Raw genomic sequence first — 16,546 nt, 5'->3', positions numbered from 1 at the left:
CAAGTCGCGTCAATAGCCGTGGACAAATCAGGTGACGACCTTCTGGCTATCCGATCCGCCACCGATTTCATGATTTACAACTACCGAGGCCAGATAGAATACGAGAACCTCATACTCAGACGACTGGTGGAAGCAGTCCCCTGAATGTGATCGCGGTTCTGAACCGCCATTCGCCTAAGCGTCCGCTATGGGTCGATAAGGGACGGTCGACCAAGGGTGGATTGCGGACACTGCCAACGCAGTTGGCCCTTATTGAGCCTTCCACCTCGCTAGTTCAGTTTCTTCCTGACGCCCTTCAACCGCCAACCAGATGGACCGGCTTACAATGCCCTCGTCGGGCTCCCAGATGTCAACGAGGCGCTTCAATAGCTCCTCTGCTCGCTGGACACTGAGGGGTTCAATGCCATCTGCGCTCACCTCGACCAACGCCGAGTTTGTCACGCGGGGCGACGTGCAGTTGCAGAGGATTGAGGTTGACGCCTCTATCGGACCTGAGCTGCCGTTCCAGAGACCTATTCCCCACCCAAGCTCGGCGATAACAGTCTTATCAGTATCTCGTCGGTTTACTCCTTGTGCGAGCAACGTCGCCAGCGCGTCCGCAGATGCGGTGTCTACTGGAGTCGGTATTTTCGGTTTGCGTGAGGCGCGGAGATACCAATGGGTCAGGTGCTCCGAGGTACTCGAAAGGGCTCCGAAATGGTCATGGAGGCGAGCCGCAGCCCGTTCAAGAAGCTCAGCCCGAACTCCCCAATACACGCCCACCAAAATCGTCGTCATGCGGCACCTTCGCGGACGATAGAGATGTCCGCAATGGGTCGGCAACGGACCGTCGCCTGAGGGTGGAAAGCGGACGTGAGGAATGCGACCGTGGGCCGGACTTCCGGAGGCTGCATGACAAACGACGCCACTGATCCAATCACACCCGTCGAGATAGAGCATTGCGTAGATGAGGTGTGGGACGGCGCATCCCTTGAGCAGCGTTACAACTACCTCGACTACCACTTCGATCTAGGCGGGGCATATTGCCGTGCTCGCGCTTACATCGACGACATTGACACGGTGACGCTCTTCGGACCCTTCGATCATAGAGGCAGCCTCTCAAAGATCGACCGGCCAGACCTGCAAAGGGCGGCGACCATTTACTTGGAAAGGCGGTTCCCAGTGGTGAAGCGGCTCTAGGTCCGCTTTGGGTCGAGGGCCGCCCCTCGCCTGGTCGCCGAAAGCAGGCGTTCAGAAAATCTGCGCCCTGCGGGTCGCCGGGCGTCTGCCCCCTCATCCCGCCGTCGCCGCCCGCTCCAGCGCCTCGGCGGCGCGCATCAGGGCCATGGCTTCCGCCGCCTGTCCCTGGCTCAGCAGCCAGGCGGCGCGGCGCAGGGCGCGCGCCACGGCGAGCGCGGGATCGACGTAGGGCGGCTCGACCGTCTCGCCTGCCGGCGACAGCGCCGCAAGGGCTGGCCTGGGGTCATCCGCCCCGCCGCGCAACGGCTTGAGGTCCAGCTGTTCGGCGATGCGGCTGCGGGTCCAGCCCTCGGCCATGGCGCGGCGTCTCAGATTGGACAGGCCGACGTCGAACCGTCGCGCCACGGACGGCGCGGACTCCCCGGCGACATAGGCCGCCCTGACCTGGACCCAGGTCTCCGGCCCCCGGTATTTGCGCAGGCGATGGTGCTCCATCCGGTCATGATGGCGCCGGCCTGCGTCAGAAACGGACGCAGGCGCCGCCCGGTGTCTTCCATGTCGCTGTTGTCGCGGTGTCTGTCCCGCGGATGTCCCGCAAATGTCCCGGTTTTGTCCCGGTTTTGTCCCCGGCATCCCGGCCATTTGTCGCGGTTATCCCACCCCGTTGTCCCTGAAATGGCTGGCCGAACTGTCCGGGCCGCGCCGTTTTCCGCGCCCCCGGACTGGTCGAAATAGCCGCCAACGGGTCGTCAGTGCGCATAGTCCTGGATCGGCCGCACATCCAGCTCGCCGGCCTTGATCGCCCCGATCGCCTGGGACGCCGCCAGCGCCCCCGCCGTCGTCGTGTAATAGGGGATCTTCATCATCAGGGCCGTGCGCCGCAGGCTGAAGCTGTCCTGCAGCGACTGCTTGCCCTCGGTCGTGTTGATGACCAGCTGGACCTCGCCGTTCTTCATCGCGTCGACGATGTGCGGGCGGCCTTCCAGCACCTTCTTGACGAAGGCGACGGGCAGGCCCTGATCGTTCAGGTAGGTGTGCGTCCCGCCGGTGGCCATGATGGTGAAACCCTCTGCCAGCAGGGTCTTCACCGCCTCGACGATGAAGGGCTTGTCGCCGTCCTTGACGCTGACGAAGGCGCAGCCGGCGACAGGCAGGGTGGTGCCGCCGCCGATCTGGGACTTCGCGAAGGCGCGGGCGAAGGCGGGGGCCATGTCGGCCTCGCCCTCGCGCTTCCAGTCCAGCCCCATGACCTCGCCCGTCGAACGCATCTCGGGGCCCAGCACGGTGTCGACCCCGGCGAAGCGGGCGAAGGGGAAGACGGCTTCCTTGACCGCGATATGGTCGTACGGCGTGTCGGTCAGGCCGAAGGATTTCAGCGGCACGCCGGCCATGACCTTGGCGGCGATGGCAGCGATCGGCTGGCCGATGGTCTTGGCCACGAACGGCGCGGTGCGGCTGGCGCGCGGATTGACCTCCAGCACGAAGATGCGCGGTTCGGCGCTGTGCGGCTCCTCGATGGCGAACTGGACGTTCATCAGGCCGCGCACCTTCAGGGCCCGGGCCATGGCCTCGGTCTGACGCTTCAGCTCGGCGATGGTGGCGTCGGACAGGGAGTAGGGCGGCATGGAGCAGGCGCTGTCGCCCGAGTGGACGCCGGCCTCCTCGATATGTTCCAGAACGCCCGCGACGAAGACGGTTTCGTCGTCGCACAAGGCGTCGACGTCCACCTCGGTGGCGCGGTTCAGATAGTGGTCGATCAGCACCGGATCGTCGCCCGAGACCCGCATGGCCTCGCCGACATAGCGGTCCAGCTGTTCGCGGTCGTGAACGATGACCATGCCGCGTCCGCCCAGCACATAGGAGGGGCGCAGGACGACGGGATAGCCCACCTCGTCCGCCTTCTGCGCGGCTTCCTCGGCGCTGCGCGCCAGGCCGTTGGGCGGCTGCATCAGGCCGATGTCGTGCAGCATGACCTGGAACCGCTCGCGGTCCTCGGCCAGGTCGATGGAATCCAGTGAGGTGCCGAGGATCGGCACCCCGTCCTCGTGCAGCGCATGGGCCAGCTTCAGCGGGGTCTGGCCGCCGAACTGGACGACGACGCCGATCAGGTTTCCGGTCGAGCGCTCGACCTCGATCAGCTCCAGCACGTCCTCGGCCGTCAGCGGCTCGAAATACAGCCGGTCGGAGGTGTCATAGTCGGTCGAAACCGTCTCGGGGTTGCAGTTGACCATGATCGACTCGACGCCGATGTCGGCGAAGGCGAAGGCCGCGTGACAGCAGCAGTAATCGAACTCGATCCCTTGCCCGATCCGGTTCGGCCCGCCGCCCAGAATTATCGCCTTTTTTCTGTCGGTTGGGTTGGATTCGCACTGCGGGACCTGGCCGAGGGCGCCGGTCTCATAGGTCGAATACATATAGGCGGTGGCCGAGGCGAATTCGGCGGCGCAGGTGTCGATACGCTTGAACACGGGGCGCACGTTCAGGCCGCGGCGGGCGGTCCGGACGGCCTTTTCCGTCTGGCCGGTGAGCTGGGCCAGACGGGCGTCGGAGAAGCCCTTGCTCTTCAGCTTGCGGAAGTCGGTGGCGTCGGTCGGCAGGCCCTGGACCCGGATATGGCCCTCGGTGCGGACGATGTCGGCGATCTGACGCAGGAACCACGGCTCGTACGAACAGGCCGCATTGACCTCCTCGACCGACAGGCCGTGGCGGAAGGCCTGGGCGATGACGAGGATGCGGTCGGGCGTCGGCATCCCCAGCGCCCGCACCACGGCGGCCCGGGCCGAGGCCTCGTCCTCGACGTCGACGACGCCGTCGATCTCGATCTCGTTGAAGCCGGTCAGGCCGGTCTCGAGGCCGCGCAGGGCCTTCTGCATCGATTCCTGGAAGGTCCGGCCGATGGCCATGACCTCGCCGACCGACTTCATCGAGGTCGACAGGGTCGCCTCGGCGCCGGGGTATTTCTCGAAGGCGAAGCGCGGGATCTTGGTGACGACATAGTCGATGCTCGGCTCGAACGAGGCCGGCGTGACCATGGTGATGTCGTTGGTCAGTTCGTCGAGCGTGTAGCCCACCGCCAGACGCGCCGCGACTTTGGCGATCGGGAAGCCCGTGGCCTTGGAGGCCAGGGCGGACGAGCGCGACACCCGCGGGTTCATCTCGATCACCACCATCCGGCCGTCGGCGGGATTGATCGCCCACTGCACGTTCGATCCGCCGGTCTCGACGCCGATCTCGCGCAGGACGTTGATCGAGCCCGTGCGCATCCGCTGGTACTCCTTGTCGGTCAGCGTCAGGGCCGGGGCGACGGTGATGGAGTCGCCGGTGTGAACCCCCATCGGGTCGATGTTCTCGATCGAGCAGATGATGATGCAGTTGTCCGCCTTGTCGCGGACGACCTCCATCTCATACTCCTTCCAGCCCAGCACGCTCTCCTCGACCAGCACCTCGGTGGTCGGCGACAGGTCGAGGCCGCGTTCGACGATCTCGCGGTATTCCTCGACATTGTAGGCGATGCCGCCGCCGGTGCCGGCGAGGGTGAAGGACGGGCGGACGATGGCGGGCAGGCCGACGAAGGCCAGGGCGTCCTCGGCCTCGTCGATGTGATGGATGGCCTTGGAGCGGGGGCTTTCCAGCCCCAGCTTGTCCATGGCGTCGCGGAATTTCTGGCGGTCCTCGGCCTTGTCGATGACATCGGCCTTCGCCCCGATCATCTCCACGCCCCACTTCTTCAGCGCGCCCGACGCATCGAGCGCCAGCGCCGTGTTCAGCGCCGTCTGCCCGCCCATGGTCGGCAGCAGGGCGTCGGGCCGTTCCTTCGCGATGATCCGCTCGACGAACTCCGGCGTGATCGGCTCGATATAGGTGGCGTCCGCCACCTCCGGGTCGGTCATGATCGTGGCCGGATTGGAATTGACCAGCACGACCCTATATCCCTCGGCCTTCAGCGCCTTGCACGCCTGGACGCCGGAATAGTCGAACTCGCACGCCTGTCCGATCACAATGGGCCCCGCCCCGATGATCAGTACAGATTTGATGTCCGTGCGCTTAGGCATTGTTTTTACGGGACTTTCAGTTCGTCACGACCGCGCACTCCCAGCCGTCGTAGTCCAGCTGGAAGGCCGCGGCCCAGGATTGCATCATGGAGGAGACGGGCGAGAACGAGGCCTCGTCGACCGCCATCGTGGTTTCGAGGATGGTGCAGTCGTCGTGCCCCCGGGTCAGGAACCCCGCGCGCCGCGCCACCTCGTTCAGGTCCTCGTGATCCCCGTCCCCGTAGAAATAGAACAGGGTGTGCCGGGGCGTGACGCCGCTGTCGCCATGCGCCGCCAGCGACGCCCGGACCATGGCGTCGCGCTCTTCGTGAGGGACGTCGGCATCGGTCAAGGCGGCTGGTCTCCTCGCGCGCGGGGACCCGACGCGGGCGATGCCGGCGCGGGGCGGTTCTTGTTGTCGGCTAAGCGGCCCGTCTAAAGACGGGGCGGCGAGGGAGCAAGCGCTTATCCGTCCGACCGCGCATCGATCCAGTCGGGCAGGCCCGCGATGCCGTCGAGCGCGCCGAAACGGTCGTGATCCCCGGGCGCATCCGCCAACTCGTGCGCCCAGGTGATGACATAGGGGATGTGGACCGCGAAAGCGCCGGCCTCGAGCGCTGGAAGAACGTCCGACTTCATGGAGTTGCCGGCCATGACAGCCTCGCCGGCGCCGGTCCCGTGGCGAGCGAAGACCCGCTCATAGGTCGTCCGGTCCTTCTCGGACACGATCTCGACCGCCGCGAACAGGTCGCCGAGGCCCGAGGCCGCCAGTTTTCGCTCCTGGTCCAGCAGATCGCCCTTGGTGATCAGCACCAGGCGGTAGCGCTCCGACAGCGCGGCGAGGGCCTCGTCCACTCCGGGCAGGGTCTCGACCGGATGGGCCAGCATCTCGCGACCGGCCGCCAGGATTTCGCGGATGGCGTGGGGCGGCGGCGCGCCGTCGCACAGCTCCATCGCGGTCTCGAGCATCGACAGGGTGAACCCCTTCACCCCGTAGCCGTAGAGGCGAAGGTTGCGTCGTTCGACCTCGGCCAGCCGGGCCTCGATCAGGGCGTTGTCGTGATCGGTCAGCAGATCGACGAACCGGTCGTGGGTCAGCCTGAAGATCGTCTCGTTGTGCCAGAGGGTATCGTCGGCATCCAGGCCGACCGTGGTGATGCTCATGCCGGCGTCTTGGCCCATGCGGACCGGATCGCGCAAGGGTCCGTGGACGGCCAGGCTGAACCAGATCGGGACGCAGCATGGTCAATGGCGTTTGACCACGTTCGTCAGCGATGTGTTTTCACCTTGAGGCGCGAACTGACAGGCGGAGGCTTTTCCCGGACCGGCTTTGGAGGCGGTCATGACGCGGATACAGGGTGAAACCCGACCGGCCGACGGCGCTGAGGGCGCCGGCGATTCGCATGAGCGCCATCCCATGCCGCTCGGCGAGCGGCGCTCCTATGCGGCCCCCTATGAAAGCCTGACCTTCACGCTCGTGACGCGCGCGCGCCGTGAACTGACCGTGACGCTGGCGGCGCAGCCGGTGTTTGATCTCAGCCGGTCGGTTCCGGTCAGCCGCCGCATCCGCCGGACGGTGCGCCATCGCGGCGGCGAGAGCGCCCTGGCCGCGCTGGGCCGCCGCACGCTGGAGCCCATGGATCTCAAACGCATCGATCTGCAGACGCTGAATCACGGCCTCGACCTGCTGCACCTCGGGACGGACGACAGCGGCGTCCTGCCGGCCTTCTGGCGGACGGTGGCCTCGAGCGGCGGACGGTTCGCTCTGCTGTGCGCCGAGCTTCAGCACGGCGGCGCGCCCGGCACCCTGCTGGTGGAGGTGATGGGCGGCCTGGAGCAGGCGCCGCCCGACGCGGTCGCCGAAGCCATCGCCCATTTCGAGACCGCGGCCCTCGGGATCATCCTGCATATCGCGCCCGACGCGGGCGCGGCCCGACGGCTGGTCGGGGCCCACGCGCAGTGCCTGGCCATCGATTTCGCCGGCGTCGCCCACGAGAACGCCCACGAATGGCTGGAGGCCTCGCAGCTGATCGCCGTGGCGCGCGAGGCCTGTCCGCAGGTGATGCTGCTGAACCTGCGTCCCGACCGCGGTCTGGCGGCCCATACCGCCGGGGCGACCCACGCCGTGTTCGCCGGCATGGATGCGATCACGGTCTGAGACCGGTTGACGGGAAGGGCCGGCCGGGGCCTTCATCTCCGCATGCAGGCCACGCTTCCCGCCCGACTGTACGGCTGCCCCGAAGCCTGGGTGCGCGAGCGATCCGCCGTGTTCGGGCGCGCCTGGCTGTTCCTGGGCCACGAGGCCGAGGCGCCGGCCCCTGGCGACTGGATCGCGACCGATGTCGCCGGACATCGCCTGCTGGCCGTGCGGGGCAAGGACGGCGCCCTGCGCGCCTTTCACAACGTCTGCCGCCACCGGGCCGGACCGCTGGTCACAGGTTCATCAGGGCATTGCGAGGGTGAGCTGGTCTGCGCCTATCACGGCTGGCGCTATGCGCTGGACGGGCGGCTGAGAGCGGCGACCGGGTTCGGCGCGGCGGAGGGCTTTGATCCGCGCGAGTTCGGCCTGCTGGCCCTGCGGCTGGAGACCTGGCGCGGTCTCGTCTTCGCCACCATGGACGCCGACGCTGCGCCTCTGGCGGGCCATGTCGCGCCGCTGGAGGCCGTGCTGGCGGAGCGGGGGTTGGCGATCGCCGCGCCGGCCCTGCGTCGCTCTCACGATCTGGCCTGCGACTGGAAGACCTATGCCGAGAACTACCTTGAGGGCTACCACATCGGCTCGGTGCATCCGCTGTTGGCCGACGAGCTGGGCGGGGCGGAATACCGGGTGCGGGTCGAGGGCGATGTGGTCGTGCAGGAGGCCGTCGGGGTCAACGACGGACCGCAGGCGGGCGTCTGGGGCTGGCTGTGGCCGAACCTGGGGGTCAACGTCTATCGCGACGGGGCCATGATCGAGCGGATGACGCCGGTCGGGCCGGGGCGGACGCGGCTGGACTATCTGTTCCTGAACGACGGCGGCGAAGGCACGCTGGGCGAGGCCCTGACCGCTTCGGATCGCCTGACCGCCGAGGACGCCGCCATCTGCGAGGCGGTGCAGCGCAACCTGTCAGCGGGCGCCTATGATCGCGGCGTGCTCAGCCCGAACCATGAGGTGGCCCTCGCCTGGTTCCAGTCACGGATCGCGGAGGTTCATCCATGAGCGCTGTCATCGAAGACCGGCACAAGCTGGGCTGGGGTCTCGCCGCCCTCGTCGTGGCCGGCAACATGATCGGCTCGGGCGTCTATCTGCTGCCCGCCACCCTCGCGCCGGTCGGGTCGTCGAGCGTGGTCGGCTGGGGCGTCGCCGGCCTGGGGGCCGTGACCCTGGCCCTGGTGTTCGCGGCCCTCGGCCGGTTGCAGCCGGACGCGGACGGGTTGTCCGGGTTCGCCGAGCGGGGGCTGGGGCGGTTCTTCGGCTTCCAGACGGCGCTGGCCTTCTGGACCGCCTGCCTCGTCGGCAATGTCGCGATTGCGGTCGCGGCCACGGGCTACCTCGGCTTCTTCTTTCCCATATTGCGGGAGCCGGTCGCCGCGACTTTCTGCAATCTGGCCCTGATCTGGCTGACGACCGGGGCCTATATCCTCGGCGCGCGGGCGGCGTCGCGGTTCGCGGCCCTGGCCCTGGTCATCGGCTTGGTCCCCATCGTCATCGCCGTGGCCGCCGGCGTCTCGGCCTTCAGCGGCGAGACCTTCGCGGCGTCCTGGAGCCCCTCCGGAAACAGCCTGGCCGACAGCGTCCCCGCCTCGCTGGCCGTGATCTTCTGGGCCTTCCTCGGCGTGGAGACCGCCGCCGTACTGTCCGCCCGTGTCCGGAATCCGGCGCGCGACGTCGGGCGGGCGTCCGTCGCCGGGGTCCTGCTGGCCGCGGTCGTCTATGTCGCCGCCAGTGTGGCGGTGTTCGGGGTTATCCCGGCCGGCGTGCTGGCCGAATCATCCAGTCCCTATGCCGATCTGACGGCGCGGGTGTTCGGCGCCTCGATCGGCGCGACGGTCGCGGCCTGCGCGGTCGTCAAGGCGGTCGGCACCCTCAGCGGCTGGGTCATGCTGGGCGGAGAGACGGCCCGCGCGGCGGCCCGGTCGGGCTATCTGCCGTCGGGCTTTGGTCACGGGGAGCGGACGCCGATCGTCAACCCGCTTCTGGGCGGGGCGATCATGAGTATCGTGGCGGTGCTGTCCGGCCAGCCCACCCTTGGCGGCCAGTTCGGCATGCTGGTCGGCGTCACCTCGGTGCTCAGCCTGCTGGTCTACGCCCTCTGTTCCGCATCGCTGTTCCGGCTGGCGCGCTGGACCCGGGCGCGGTTCGTCGCGGCGCTGGGCCTGCTGTTCGCCACGACCGCCGTCGCCGCCGCGGCGCCGGGCTATATCCTGCCGACGGGGGTGTTCTTCGCGGTGACGACCGCGGCCTGGTTCGCCTTCATGCGGGGCAAGCCGGCGAACCCGGTTGACCCGGAGGCGGCGGCTCACTAGCAAACCGGCCGTTTGCTCGCCGGGATTCGGTGCTAGGGAGCCTGCCATGACCACCCAGCTTCTTCCCGGCGTCACCGGCGTGCTCGCGCTCGCGGACGGAACCATCCTGCAAGGCGTCGGCTGCGGCGCGACCGGCTCGGCCCTGGGCGAGGTCGTCTTCAACACAGCCATGACCGGGTATCAGGAGATCCTGACCGACCCGTCCTACATGAGCCAGATCCTCGCCTTCACCTTCCCGCACATCGGCAACACCGGGACCAATGTCGAGGACCTGGAACAGATCGGCGGCGGCTCGGACACCTCGGCCCGTGGCGCGATCTTCCGCGACGTCCCGACCGATCCGGCCAACTGGCGCGCCGACAGTTCGTTTGACGACTGGATGACGCGGCGCGGCGTCGTGGGTCTGGCCGGGGTCGACACCCGCGCCCTGACCGTCCTGATCCGCGATGGCGGCGCGCCCCATGCGGTGATCGCCCATGATCCGGACGGCCGGTTCGATCTCGACGCCCTCGTGGCGCAGGCGAAGGCCTGGACCGGTCTTGTCGGACTCGACCTGGCCAAACCCGCCTCGACGCTGCAGGCCTTCGAATGGGACGAGGGTCTGTGGGATTGGCCGGAAGGCCATCCGCGCGTGAACGCGTCCAACCGGTCGGTGGTGGTCGTCGACTATGGGGTGAAGCGCAACATCCTGCGGGCGCTGGCTTCCACGGGCGCGAAGATCACCGTGGTCCCGGCGACGACCACGGCCGAGGACATCCTGGCCCGCAAGCCCGACGGCGTGGTCCTGTCCAACGGGCCGGGCGATCCGGCCGCGACCGGCGTCTATGCCGTTCCGGAGATCCGCAAGCTGGTCGACAGCGGCACGCCGCTGTTCGGCATCTGCCTCGGCCACCAGATGCTGGCGCTGGCGCTGGGAGCCCGGACCGTCAAGATGGATCAGGGCCACCACGGGGCCAACCACCCGGTCAAGGACCTGACCACGGGCAAGGTCGAGATCGTGTCGATGAACCATGGCTTCACCGTCGATCGCGACAGCCTGCCCGAGGCCGTGACCGAGACCCATGTCAGCCTGTTCGACGGCACAAACTGCGGCATCGCCCTGAAGGACCGGCCGGTGTTCAGCGTCCAGCACCATCCGGAGGCGTCGCCCGGGCCGGCCGACAGCCTCTATCTGTTCCAGCGGTTCGCGGACTTGATGAAGGCCTGAGGCGGTTCAGGCCGGCGGTCTGGGCTCGGCCAGGAACATCTTGTTGACGATCAGCCAGGCGCCGTCGATCCGCATCAGCTGAATGTAGTCGGTGAATCTCACCGCCGGATAATCCAGCACGATCTTGGCCACCGCCGTGTCGCCCGTGACGTCGATCGCCTCGATCCAGCGCCGACGTTCCGCTTCGTCGGCGGGGGGCGAGCCGGAGGCGCGGCTGATATACTCCTCCGAGGTCATGCGGATCAGGGTCCCGTTCCGGGTGCCCCAGAGCTGGGCGTCCGGGTGGAAGGCAGGACGGAAGTCGTCCGCCCGGCCGGTGGCGTGACCCCGCAGATAGGCCTCGAGCGGCGCGCGGACGCCGGCGTCGACGGCCGCGATGGCGGGAGCGTAAGGCGTCCACGGGTCCTGCGCCAGGGCCGGTCCGGCGGCGAGGGCGGCGGCCAGCGCCACGGCGATCATCAGCGGTTTCATCTCTGTCTCCAGGTCCCCGAGCCCCGAAACAGCCAAGCACGTCGGCGGCGTGAGGTGAAGCCGGGGTCTGGCGCGACGGTTCGGGCGGTTCTAGCTTCCCCGGCCGGGGAGGCATCCATGACCGCACAGCCCGTCGAGACCGCGCACGACGCGCCGCTCGCCTCGCCCGCCGCCGGCGGCGTCACTCGCTCCGGCGCCGTGCGCATAGACGGGATCGACGCCCTGAGGGGGCTGGTGATCGTGCTGATGGTGCTGGATCACGTCCGCGACTTCTTCCACGCCACCGCCTTCACGGCGGACCCCATGGCGCTGGATTCGGGGGACCCGGCGCTGTTCATGACGCGCTGGGTCACGCACCTGTGCGCCCCCATCTTCGTCTTTCTCGCGGGCCTGTCGGTGTGGCTGCAGAGGGCGAACGGCAAGAGCCCCGGGGACCTCTCTCGCTTCCTGCTGACGCGCGGCCTGTGGCTGATCGTGCTGGAGTTCACCCTGATCGGGATCGGGTTCAATTTCGGCTGGTGGATCTTCGCCCAGGTCATCTGGGCCATCGGATTCGGCATGATCGCGCTGGCCGGATTGCATCGACTGCCGCGCATGCTGGTGCTGGCCCTCGGCGTGGCCATCCTCGTCGCGCACCCGGCGTTGAACCTGATCCAGCCCGCGAGCTTTGGACCGCTCGAGCCGGTCTGGCGCATGCTGGCCGTCCGGGGACCGATGCCGACCGAAGCCGGGCTGTTGCTGGTCGTCTATCCGGCGATCCAGTGGAGCGGGCTCCTGTTGCTGGGATACGGGTTGGCGGGCTTCCTCACCGACGCCGGCGGACTGAGGCGGGCGCGCGTGATGGCATTCGCCGCCGGCTTCCTCGCCCTGTTCGCCCTCGGGCGCGGCTTAAACCTGCCTGGCTTCGACCCCTTCCCGTGGACGATGCAGGAGGGGCCGCTGTGGTCGACCTTCAGTTTCATCAGCGCCAACAAGTATCCGCCGTCGCCGGCCTATGTGCTGCTGATGATCGGCCTGGCCTTCGTCCTGCTGCTGGCGCTCGACCGGCTGAAGGGACCAGTCCTGCGGCCGTTGCTGGCCTTCGGCCGGACCCCCCTGTTCACCTATCTGCTGCACATCTGGATCGCGCACACGCTGGCGGTGCTGGTCGGCATGGCCGTCGGCGTCCCGCCGTCGGCCTTCCTCGACACGATCACCGACCCGTCGCGGCTGATCGAGGCGGGCTGGGGCTTCAGCCTCGGGTGGGTCTATGCGGCATGGGCCGCGGTCCTGGTCATCCTCTACCCGCTGTCGCGGTGGTTCGAGGCCTTGAAGCGCCGCCGCCGGGACTGGTGGCTGGGTTACCTCTAGACGCTCTGAGCGGAAGCCTCAGGGGAGGGGGGCGAAGCTTTTCTCTTCCCGCAGGGCGCAGGCCTTGCGGACGGCGACGGGCGCGGCGTGCAGCCAGTAGTCGGCGTCTTCCAGCCGGTTGCTGCGCAGGCGCTCGGCGCCGCGCATCCGCCGCAGCGCCGCGTTCTCAAGCAGGCGCGCATGCAGGGCGCGCGGCGACAGTTCGGGAATGGCGGGGGAACCGGGGACGGCGACGGTGTCGGGGCCTTGGGGCTCCACCGCCGGGCGGGCGATGGTCATGAACATGGAATGGCTTTCATTCTCGAACGGGTGAACGGTCTTCGCCGCGTCTCCGCTGTCTCCGCCAGCTTCCGGGACGGCGCATGGTTAATCCACAGGGATGTGGACAGTTCCGTGTACTGCGAGAAAACTATGCGCATTTTCAGGCAGTTATGGCCGCGCTTTGGCCATTCTGGTTAACCAAAGGTAAAGACGCCCCAACCGGTGAGTCGCGCGCTATAAGGCGCGGTGCGCTTCGACGATCGCTTCCTTGAAGAACTGAAGGCCCGCCTTCGGCCGTCCGACATCATCGGGCGGACGGTGAAGCTCAAGCGTCAGGGCCGCGAATACGTCGGCCTTTCGCCTTTCACGAAGGAGAAGTCGCCGTCCTTTTTCGTCAATGACGACAAGGGCTTCTTCCACGACTTCTCGTCGGGCAAGCACGGCGACGTCATCAGCTTCCTGCAGGAGACCGAGCGGCTGTCCTTCGTCGAGGCGGTGCAGCGACTGGCGGGGGAGGCGGGCATGGCCCTGCCGGCGGAAGATCCGCAGGCGGCCGAGCGCGAGGTCCGGAAACAGGGCCTGACCGACTGGATGGACCTGGCCCAGAAATGGTTCGCCGCCAATCTGCGCCGGTCTCCGGGCAAGGCGGCGCGCGAATATCTGGAAAAGCGCGGCCTGCCCGAGGACCAGTGGGAGCGGTTCGGTCTCGGCTATGCGCCCAACGACCGCGAGGGGCTCAAGGCGGCGCTGGTCCAGCGGGGCGCCAAGCCGGGCGACCTCGTCGAGGCCGGGATGCTGATCGCGCCCGAGGGCGGCGGCCAGCCCTATGACCGGTTCCGGGACCGGCTGATGTTCCCCATCCTCGACGCGCGGGGGCGGATCGTCAGCTTCGGCGGCCGGGCGATGAACCCGGATGACCGCGCCAAATATCTCAACGGCCCGGAGAGCCCGCTCTTCCACAAGGGCGCGACCCTCTACGGCCTGCCGGAGGCGCGCCGCATTCTCGGCGCGGAGTCGAAGAGCGATCAGGCCATTGTGGTGGTCGAGGGCTATATGGACGTCATCGCCTGCCACCGGGCCGGCATCCCGGCCGTCGCGCCCATGGGCACCGCCCTGACCGAGGAGCAGATGGAGCGCCTGTGGCGGGTCTCGCACGAGCCGGTCCTCTGTTTCGACGGCGACGCGGCCGGCCGACGGGCGGCGTTCAGGGCCATCGACCGCGCCCTGCCCCAGTTGAAGTCCGGGCGATCGTTCCGCTTCGCCCTGCTGGAGGGCGGTCAGGACCCGGACGACATCCTGCGCGACAAGGGGGCGCCGGCGCTGCGTCAGGCCATGACCACGACCCGGCCCTTCGCGGAGGTGCTGTTCCAGAAGGAGGCCGAGGTCGAGCCGCTGGATTCGCCCGAGCGTCGCGCCGGTTTGAAAGGCCGCCTGCGCCAGGCCGCCTCGGCCATTCAGGACAAGGACCTGGCGGAACAGTATCGCCGCGAACTGTTCGACCGTTTCGACGCCCTGTTCCCCGCCCGCCGCGCGCCGCAAGGTCAGCCGGCGGCGGGCCCGGGCGGGCGTTGGCGTCCGGGACCGCCGCCGAAGCTGGGCCAGACCGCCGAGGGGGCGCAGGCCATGCAGTCGCTGAGTCGTTCGATCGAGCCGGTGGCCGCCGCCCTGGCCCACGGCGCCATCGACGACCCGGAACGCATGGACGATCATCTGGAGGCGATCTCGTCGCACGGCTTCGGCGACCCGGCCCTGGAGGGGCTGGCGCAGGAGATGGTTCGCCTGCGCTTCTCGGGTCAGGACCTTGACTCGGCGGCGCTGCGTCGCCATCTGGCGCAATCGGGTCATGATGCTTTAGTGCGCGAGGTCGAGAAGGCGGCGGCAAAGTCCGGCGCGCCTTTCCTGGCCGCAAATGCGCCCCTCGCCGAGGCAAGGATCCGATGGTCGCAGGCGTTCGACGCGCTCACTCGCGTGGCGGCGCTGGAGGATGCACTGAGCTCGGCGGCAGGAATGCCGGGCCAGGACGAGGCGTTCCGCAGGCTGAAAGCCGAGCGGGATGCTTTGCGTCGCGCGATCAAAACCGGAGAGATTTGGGAAGACAGCGCGGGCTCGTAACCAACGAACCCGCCACACGTTGTATTTGGCGGACGGCCTGATCAGCCGCTCCACCCGGAGAAAAGACTGTATGAGCGCCCAGACCGAGACGCAGGAAACCGAAGCCCAGAGCGACGGTCCGCTGCTCGACCTCACCGACGCCGGTGTCAAAAAGTTTATCAAGCAGGCGAAGGCTCGGGGCTACGTGACGATGGAGGACCTGAACAAGGTTCTGCCGTCTGAGGAAGTGACTCCCGACGCGATCGAGGACACGCTGGCGATGCTGTCCGAGATGGGCGTCAACGTCGTCGAGGCCGAGGAAGACGCCGCCGAGACCACCGAGAAGGAGGGCGGCGAGGTCGTCGAGCGGGCCGAGACCAGCGTCTCGGAGACGCCGGCCAAGGCGGCGTATGACCGCACTGATGACCCCGTTCGGATGTATCTCAGGGAGATGGGGAGCGTCGAGCTGCTCAGCCGCGAGGGCGAGATTGCGATCGCGAAGCGGATCGAGGCCGGGCGGGACGCGATGATCTCGGGGCTGTGCGAGAGCGCCCTGACGTTCGAGGCCATCATGGTGTGGCGCGATGAGCTGGCGAACAACCGGATCCTGCTCAGGGAAGTGATCGACCTGGACGCCACCTATGGCGTGCTCAACCCCTCGTCCCTGCCGCACAACCAGCCCCCCGCCGGCGCCCCCGTGGTTCCCGCCCCGGCGGCGGAAGGCGCTGAAAACGCGGAAGAAAAGCCGGAGACGGACGACGAGGAGGACGAGGATTTCGACGATGGCGGCGGGATGTCGATCTCGGCGCTGGAGGCGGAGCTGCGTGACGGCGTCATGGAGGTGCTGGACGCGGTGGCCGCGGACTTCGGGGCGTTCCGGAAGCTGCAGGACAAGCTGGTCGAGAGCCGGCTCAAGGGCGAGGCGCTGAGCGCCAAGGACCAGAAGGCCTATGACGCCCTGACGGCGGGCATCTCGGGCCGGCTGAAGACGATGAAGCTGAACAACCACCGCATCGAGGCGCTGGTCGAGCAGCTCTATGCGATCAACAAGCGGCTGATGGGCCTGGAAGGCCGGCTGCTGCGCCTCGCCGACAGCTACGGCATCTCGCGGCCGGAATTCCTCAAGTCATACTTCGGCGCCGAGCTGGACCCGACCTGGGCCGACCGGGTCAAGGACATGGGCGTCCGCTGGACCAAATTCAGCGACAATGAACAGGCCCAGATCGCCCAGATCCGCGGCGACGTCGCCGCCGTGGCCACCGAGGCCGGCCTGCCGATCGACGACTACCGCCGCATCGTCCAGACGGTGCAGAAGGGCGAGCGCGAGGCCCGTCAGGCCAAGAAGGAAATGGTCGAGGCCAACCTGCGCCTGGTCATCTCCATCGCCAAGAAATACACCAACCGCGGCCTGCAATTCCTTGATCTTATTCAGGAAGGCAACATCGGCCTG

15 protein-coding genes are annotated in these 16,546 nt (G+C 67.9%); 8 read left to right on the top strand and 7 right to left on the bottom strand.

The window, feature by feature from the left end:
* Window positions 1–249: 249 nt before the first annotated feature.
* A complete protein-coding gene (locus B2742_RS15520) occupies window positions 250–777 on the bottom strand; it encodes an Imm52 family immunity protein (protein ID WP_414633033.1) in 528 nt (175 codons plus the stop codon).
* Window positions 778–891: 114 nt separating this feature from the next.
* On the opposite strand from B2742_RS15520, the gene B2742_RS02120 reads away from it, so the two are divergent.
* Window positions 892–1,179, top strand: coding sequence for a hypothetical protein (locus B2742_RS02120; protein WP_292062388.1), 288 nt, complete (start codon window positions 892–894; stop codon window positions 1,177–1,179).
* A gap of 93 nt (window positions 1,180–1,272) precedes the next feature.
* On the opposite strand, the gene B2742_RS02115 is transcribed toward B2742_RS02120, so the two are convergent.
* The 4 genes from B2742_RS02115 to B2742_RS02100 form a co-directional block, all read right to left on the bottom strand.
* Window positions 1,273–1,674: a hypothetical protein gene (locus tag B2742_RS02115; RefSeq protein ID WP_292062386.1), complete on the bottom strand. Its 402-nt coding sequence runs from the start codon at window positions 1,672–1,674 to the stop codon at window positions 1,273–1,275.
* Window positions 1,675–1,928: 254 nt separating this feature from the next.
* Complete coding sequence (gene carB, locus B2742_RS02110) at window positions 1,929–5,231, bottom strand: carbamoyl-phosphate synthase large subunit (RefSeq protein WP_292062384.1); 3,303 nt, start codon at window positions 5,229–5,231, stop codon at window positions 1,929–1,931.
* A 16-nt stretch (window positions 5,232–5,247) separates the two neighbouring features.
* Window positions 5,248–5,562 (bottom strand): ribonuclease E inhibitor RraB, encoded by a 315-nt coding sequence (locus tag B2742_RS02105; protein ID WP_292062382.1) that lies wholly within the window; start codon window positions 5,560–5,562, stop codon window positions 5,248–5,250.
* Window positions 5,563–5,675: 113 nt separating this feature from the next.
* Entirely contained in the window at window positions 5,676–6,374 is a 699-nt protein-coding gene (locus tag B2742_RS02100) for an HAD family hydrolase (protein WP_292062379.1), read from the bottom strand.
* Between the two features lie 178 nt (window positions 6,375–6,552).
* Here B2742_RS02100 and B2742_RS02095 point away from each other — a divergent pair, with 178 nt between their 5' ends.
* From B2742_RS02095 to carA, 4 genes are read left to right on the top strand one after another with little or no spacing between them, the layout of a single operon-like run.
* A complete protein-coding gene (locus tag B2742_RS02095; RefSeq protein ID WP_292062377.1) occupies window positions 6,553–7,368 on the top strand; it encodes a hypothetical protein in 816 nt (271 codons plus the stop codon).
* A gap of 42 nt (window positions 7,369–7,410) precedes the next feature.
* Complete coding sequence (locus tag B2742_RS02090; RefSeq protein ID WP_292062374.1) at window positions 7,411–8,409, top strand: aromatic ring-hydroxylating oxygenase subunit alpha; 999 nt, start codon at window positions 7,411–7,413, stop codon at window positions 8,407–8,409.
* The gene (locus B2742_RS02085) at window positions 8,406–9,716 is read left to right on the top strand and encodes an amino acid permease (RefSeq protein ID WP_292062370.1); all 1,311 of its coding nucleotides are present in this window, start codon (window positions 8,406–8,408) and stop codon (window positions 9,714–9,716) included. Before B2742_RS02090 ends, B2742_RS02085 begins: the two co-directional genes overlap by 4 nt.
* Before the next feature lie 46 nt (window positions 9,717–9,762).
* On the top strand, window positions 9,763–10,923 hold the full coding sequence (gene carA / locus B2742_RS02080; RefSeq protein ID WP_292062367.1) for a glutamine-hydrolyzing carbamoyl-phosphate synthase small subunit: 1,161 nt from the start codon (window positions 9,763–9,765) through the stop codon (window positions 10,921–10,923).
* Between the two features lie 6 nt (window positions 10,924–10,929).
* Here the strand turns inward: carA and B2742_RS02075 are convergent, their stop codons facing one another.
* Window positions 10,930–11,394, bottom strand: coding sequence for a nuclear transport factor 2 family protein (locus B2742_RS02075; protein ID WP_292062365.1), 465 nt, complete (start codon window positions 11,392–11,394; stop codon window positions 10,930–10,932).
* Between the two features lie 117 nt (window positions 11,395–11,511).
* Here B2742_RS02075 and B2742_RS02070 point away from each other — a divergent pair, with 117 nt between their 5' ends.
* Entirely contained in the window at window positions 11,512–12,744 is a 1,233-nt protein-coding gene (locus B2742_RS02070) for a DUF1624 domain-containing protein (protein WP_292062362.1), read from the top strand.
* An 18-nt stretch (window positions 12,745–12,762) separates the two neighbouring features.
* On the opposite strand, the gene B2742_RS02065 is transcribed toward B2742_RS02070, so the two are convergent.
* Window positions 12,763–13,029 carry a hypothetical protein gene (locus tag B2742_RS02065; protein ID WP_292062359.1) on the bottom strand — a complete coding sequence of 89 codons (267 nt, stop codon included), beginning with the start codon at window positions 13,027–13,029 and terminating at the stop codon, window positions 12,763–12,765.
* A 222-nt stretch (window positions 13,030–13,251) separates the two neighbouring features.
* Between B2742_RS02065 and dnaG the strand changes: the two genes are divergently transcribed.
* A complete protein-coding gene (gene dnaG, locus B2742_RS02060) occupies window positions 13,252–15,117 on the top strand; it encodes a DNA primase (RefSeq protein ID WP_292062355.1) in 1,866 nt (621 codons plus the stop codon).
* A gap of 70 nt (window positions 15,118–15,187) precedes the next feature.
* The coding region (locus tag B2742_RS02055) for an RNA polymerase sigma factor region1.1 domain-containing protein (RefSeq protein WP_292062352.1) at window positions 15,188–16,546 on the top strand (1,359 nt) is incomplete at its 3' end.

Origin of the sequence: Brevundimonas sp. UBA7664 (assembly GCF_002483305.1) — a bacterium.
In the GTDB taxonomy this organism is placed as follows: Bacteria; Pseudomonadota; Alphaproteobacteria; order Caulobacterales; family Caulobacteraceae; genus Brevundimonas.
The sequence above is the reverse complement of the archived record's forward strand: the minus strand, read 5'-3'. Positions and strand labels throughout refer to the sequence as shown.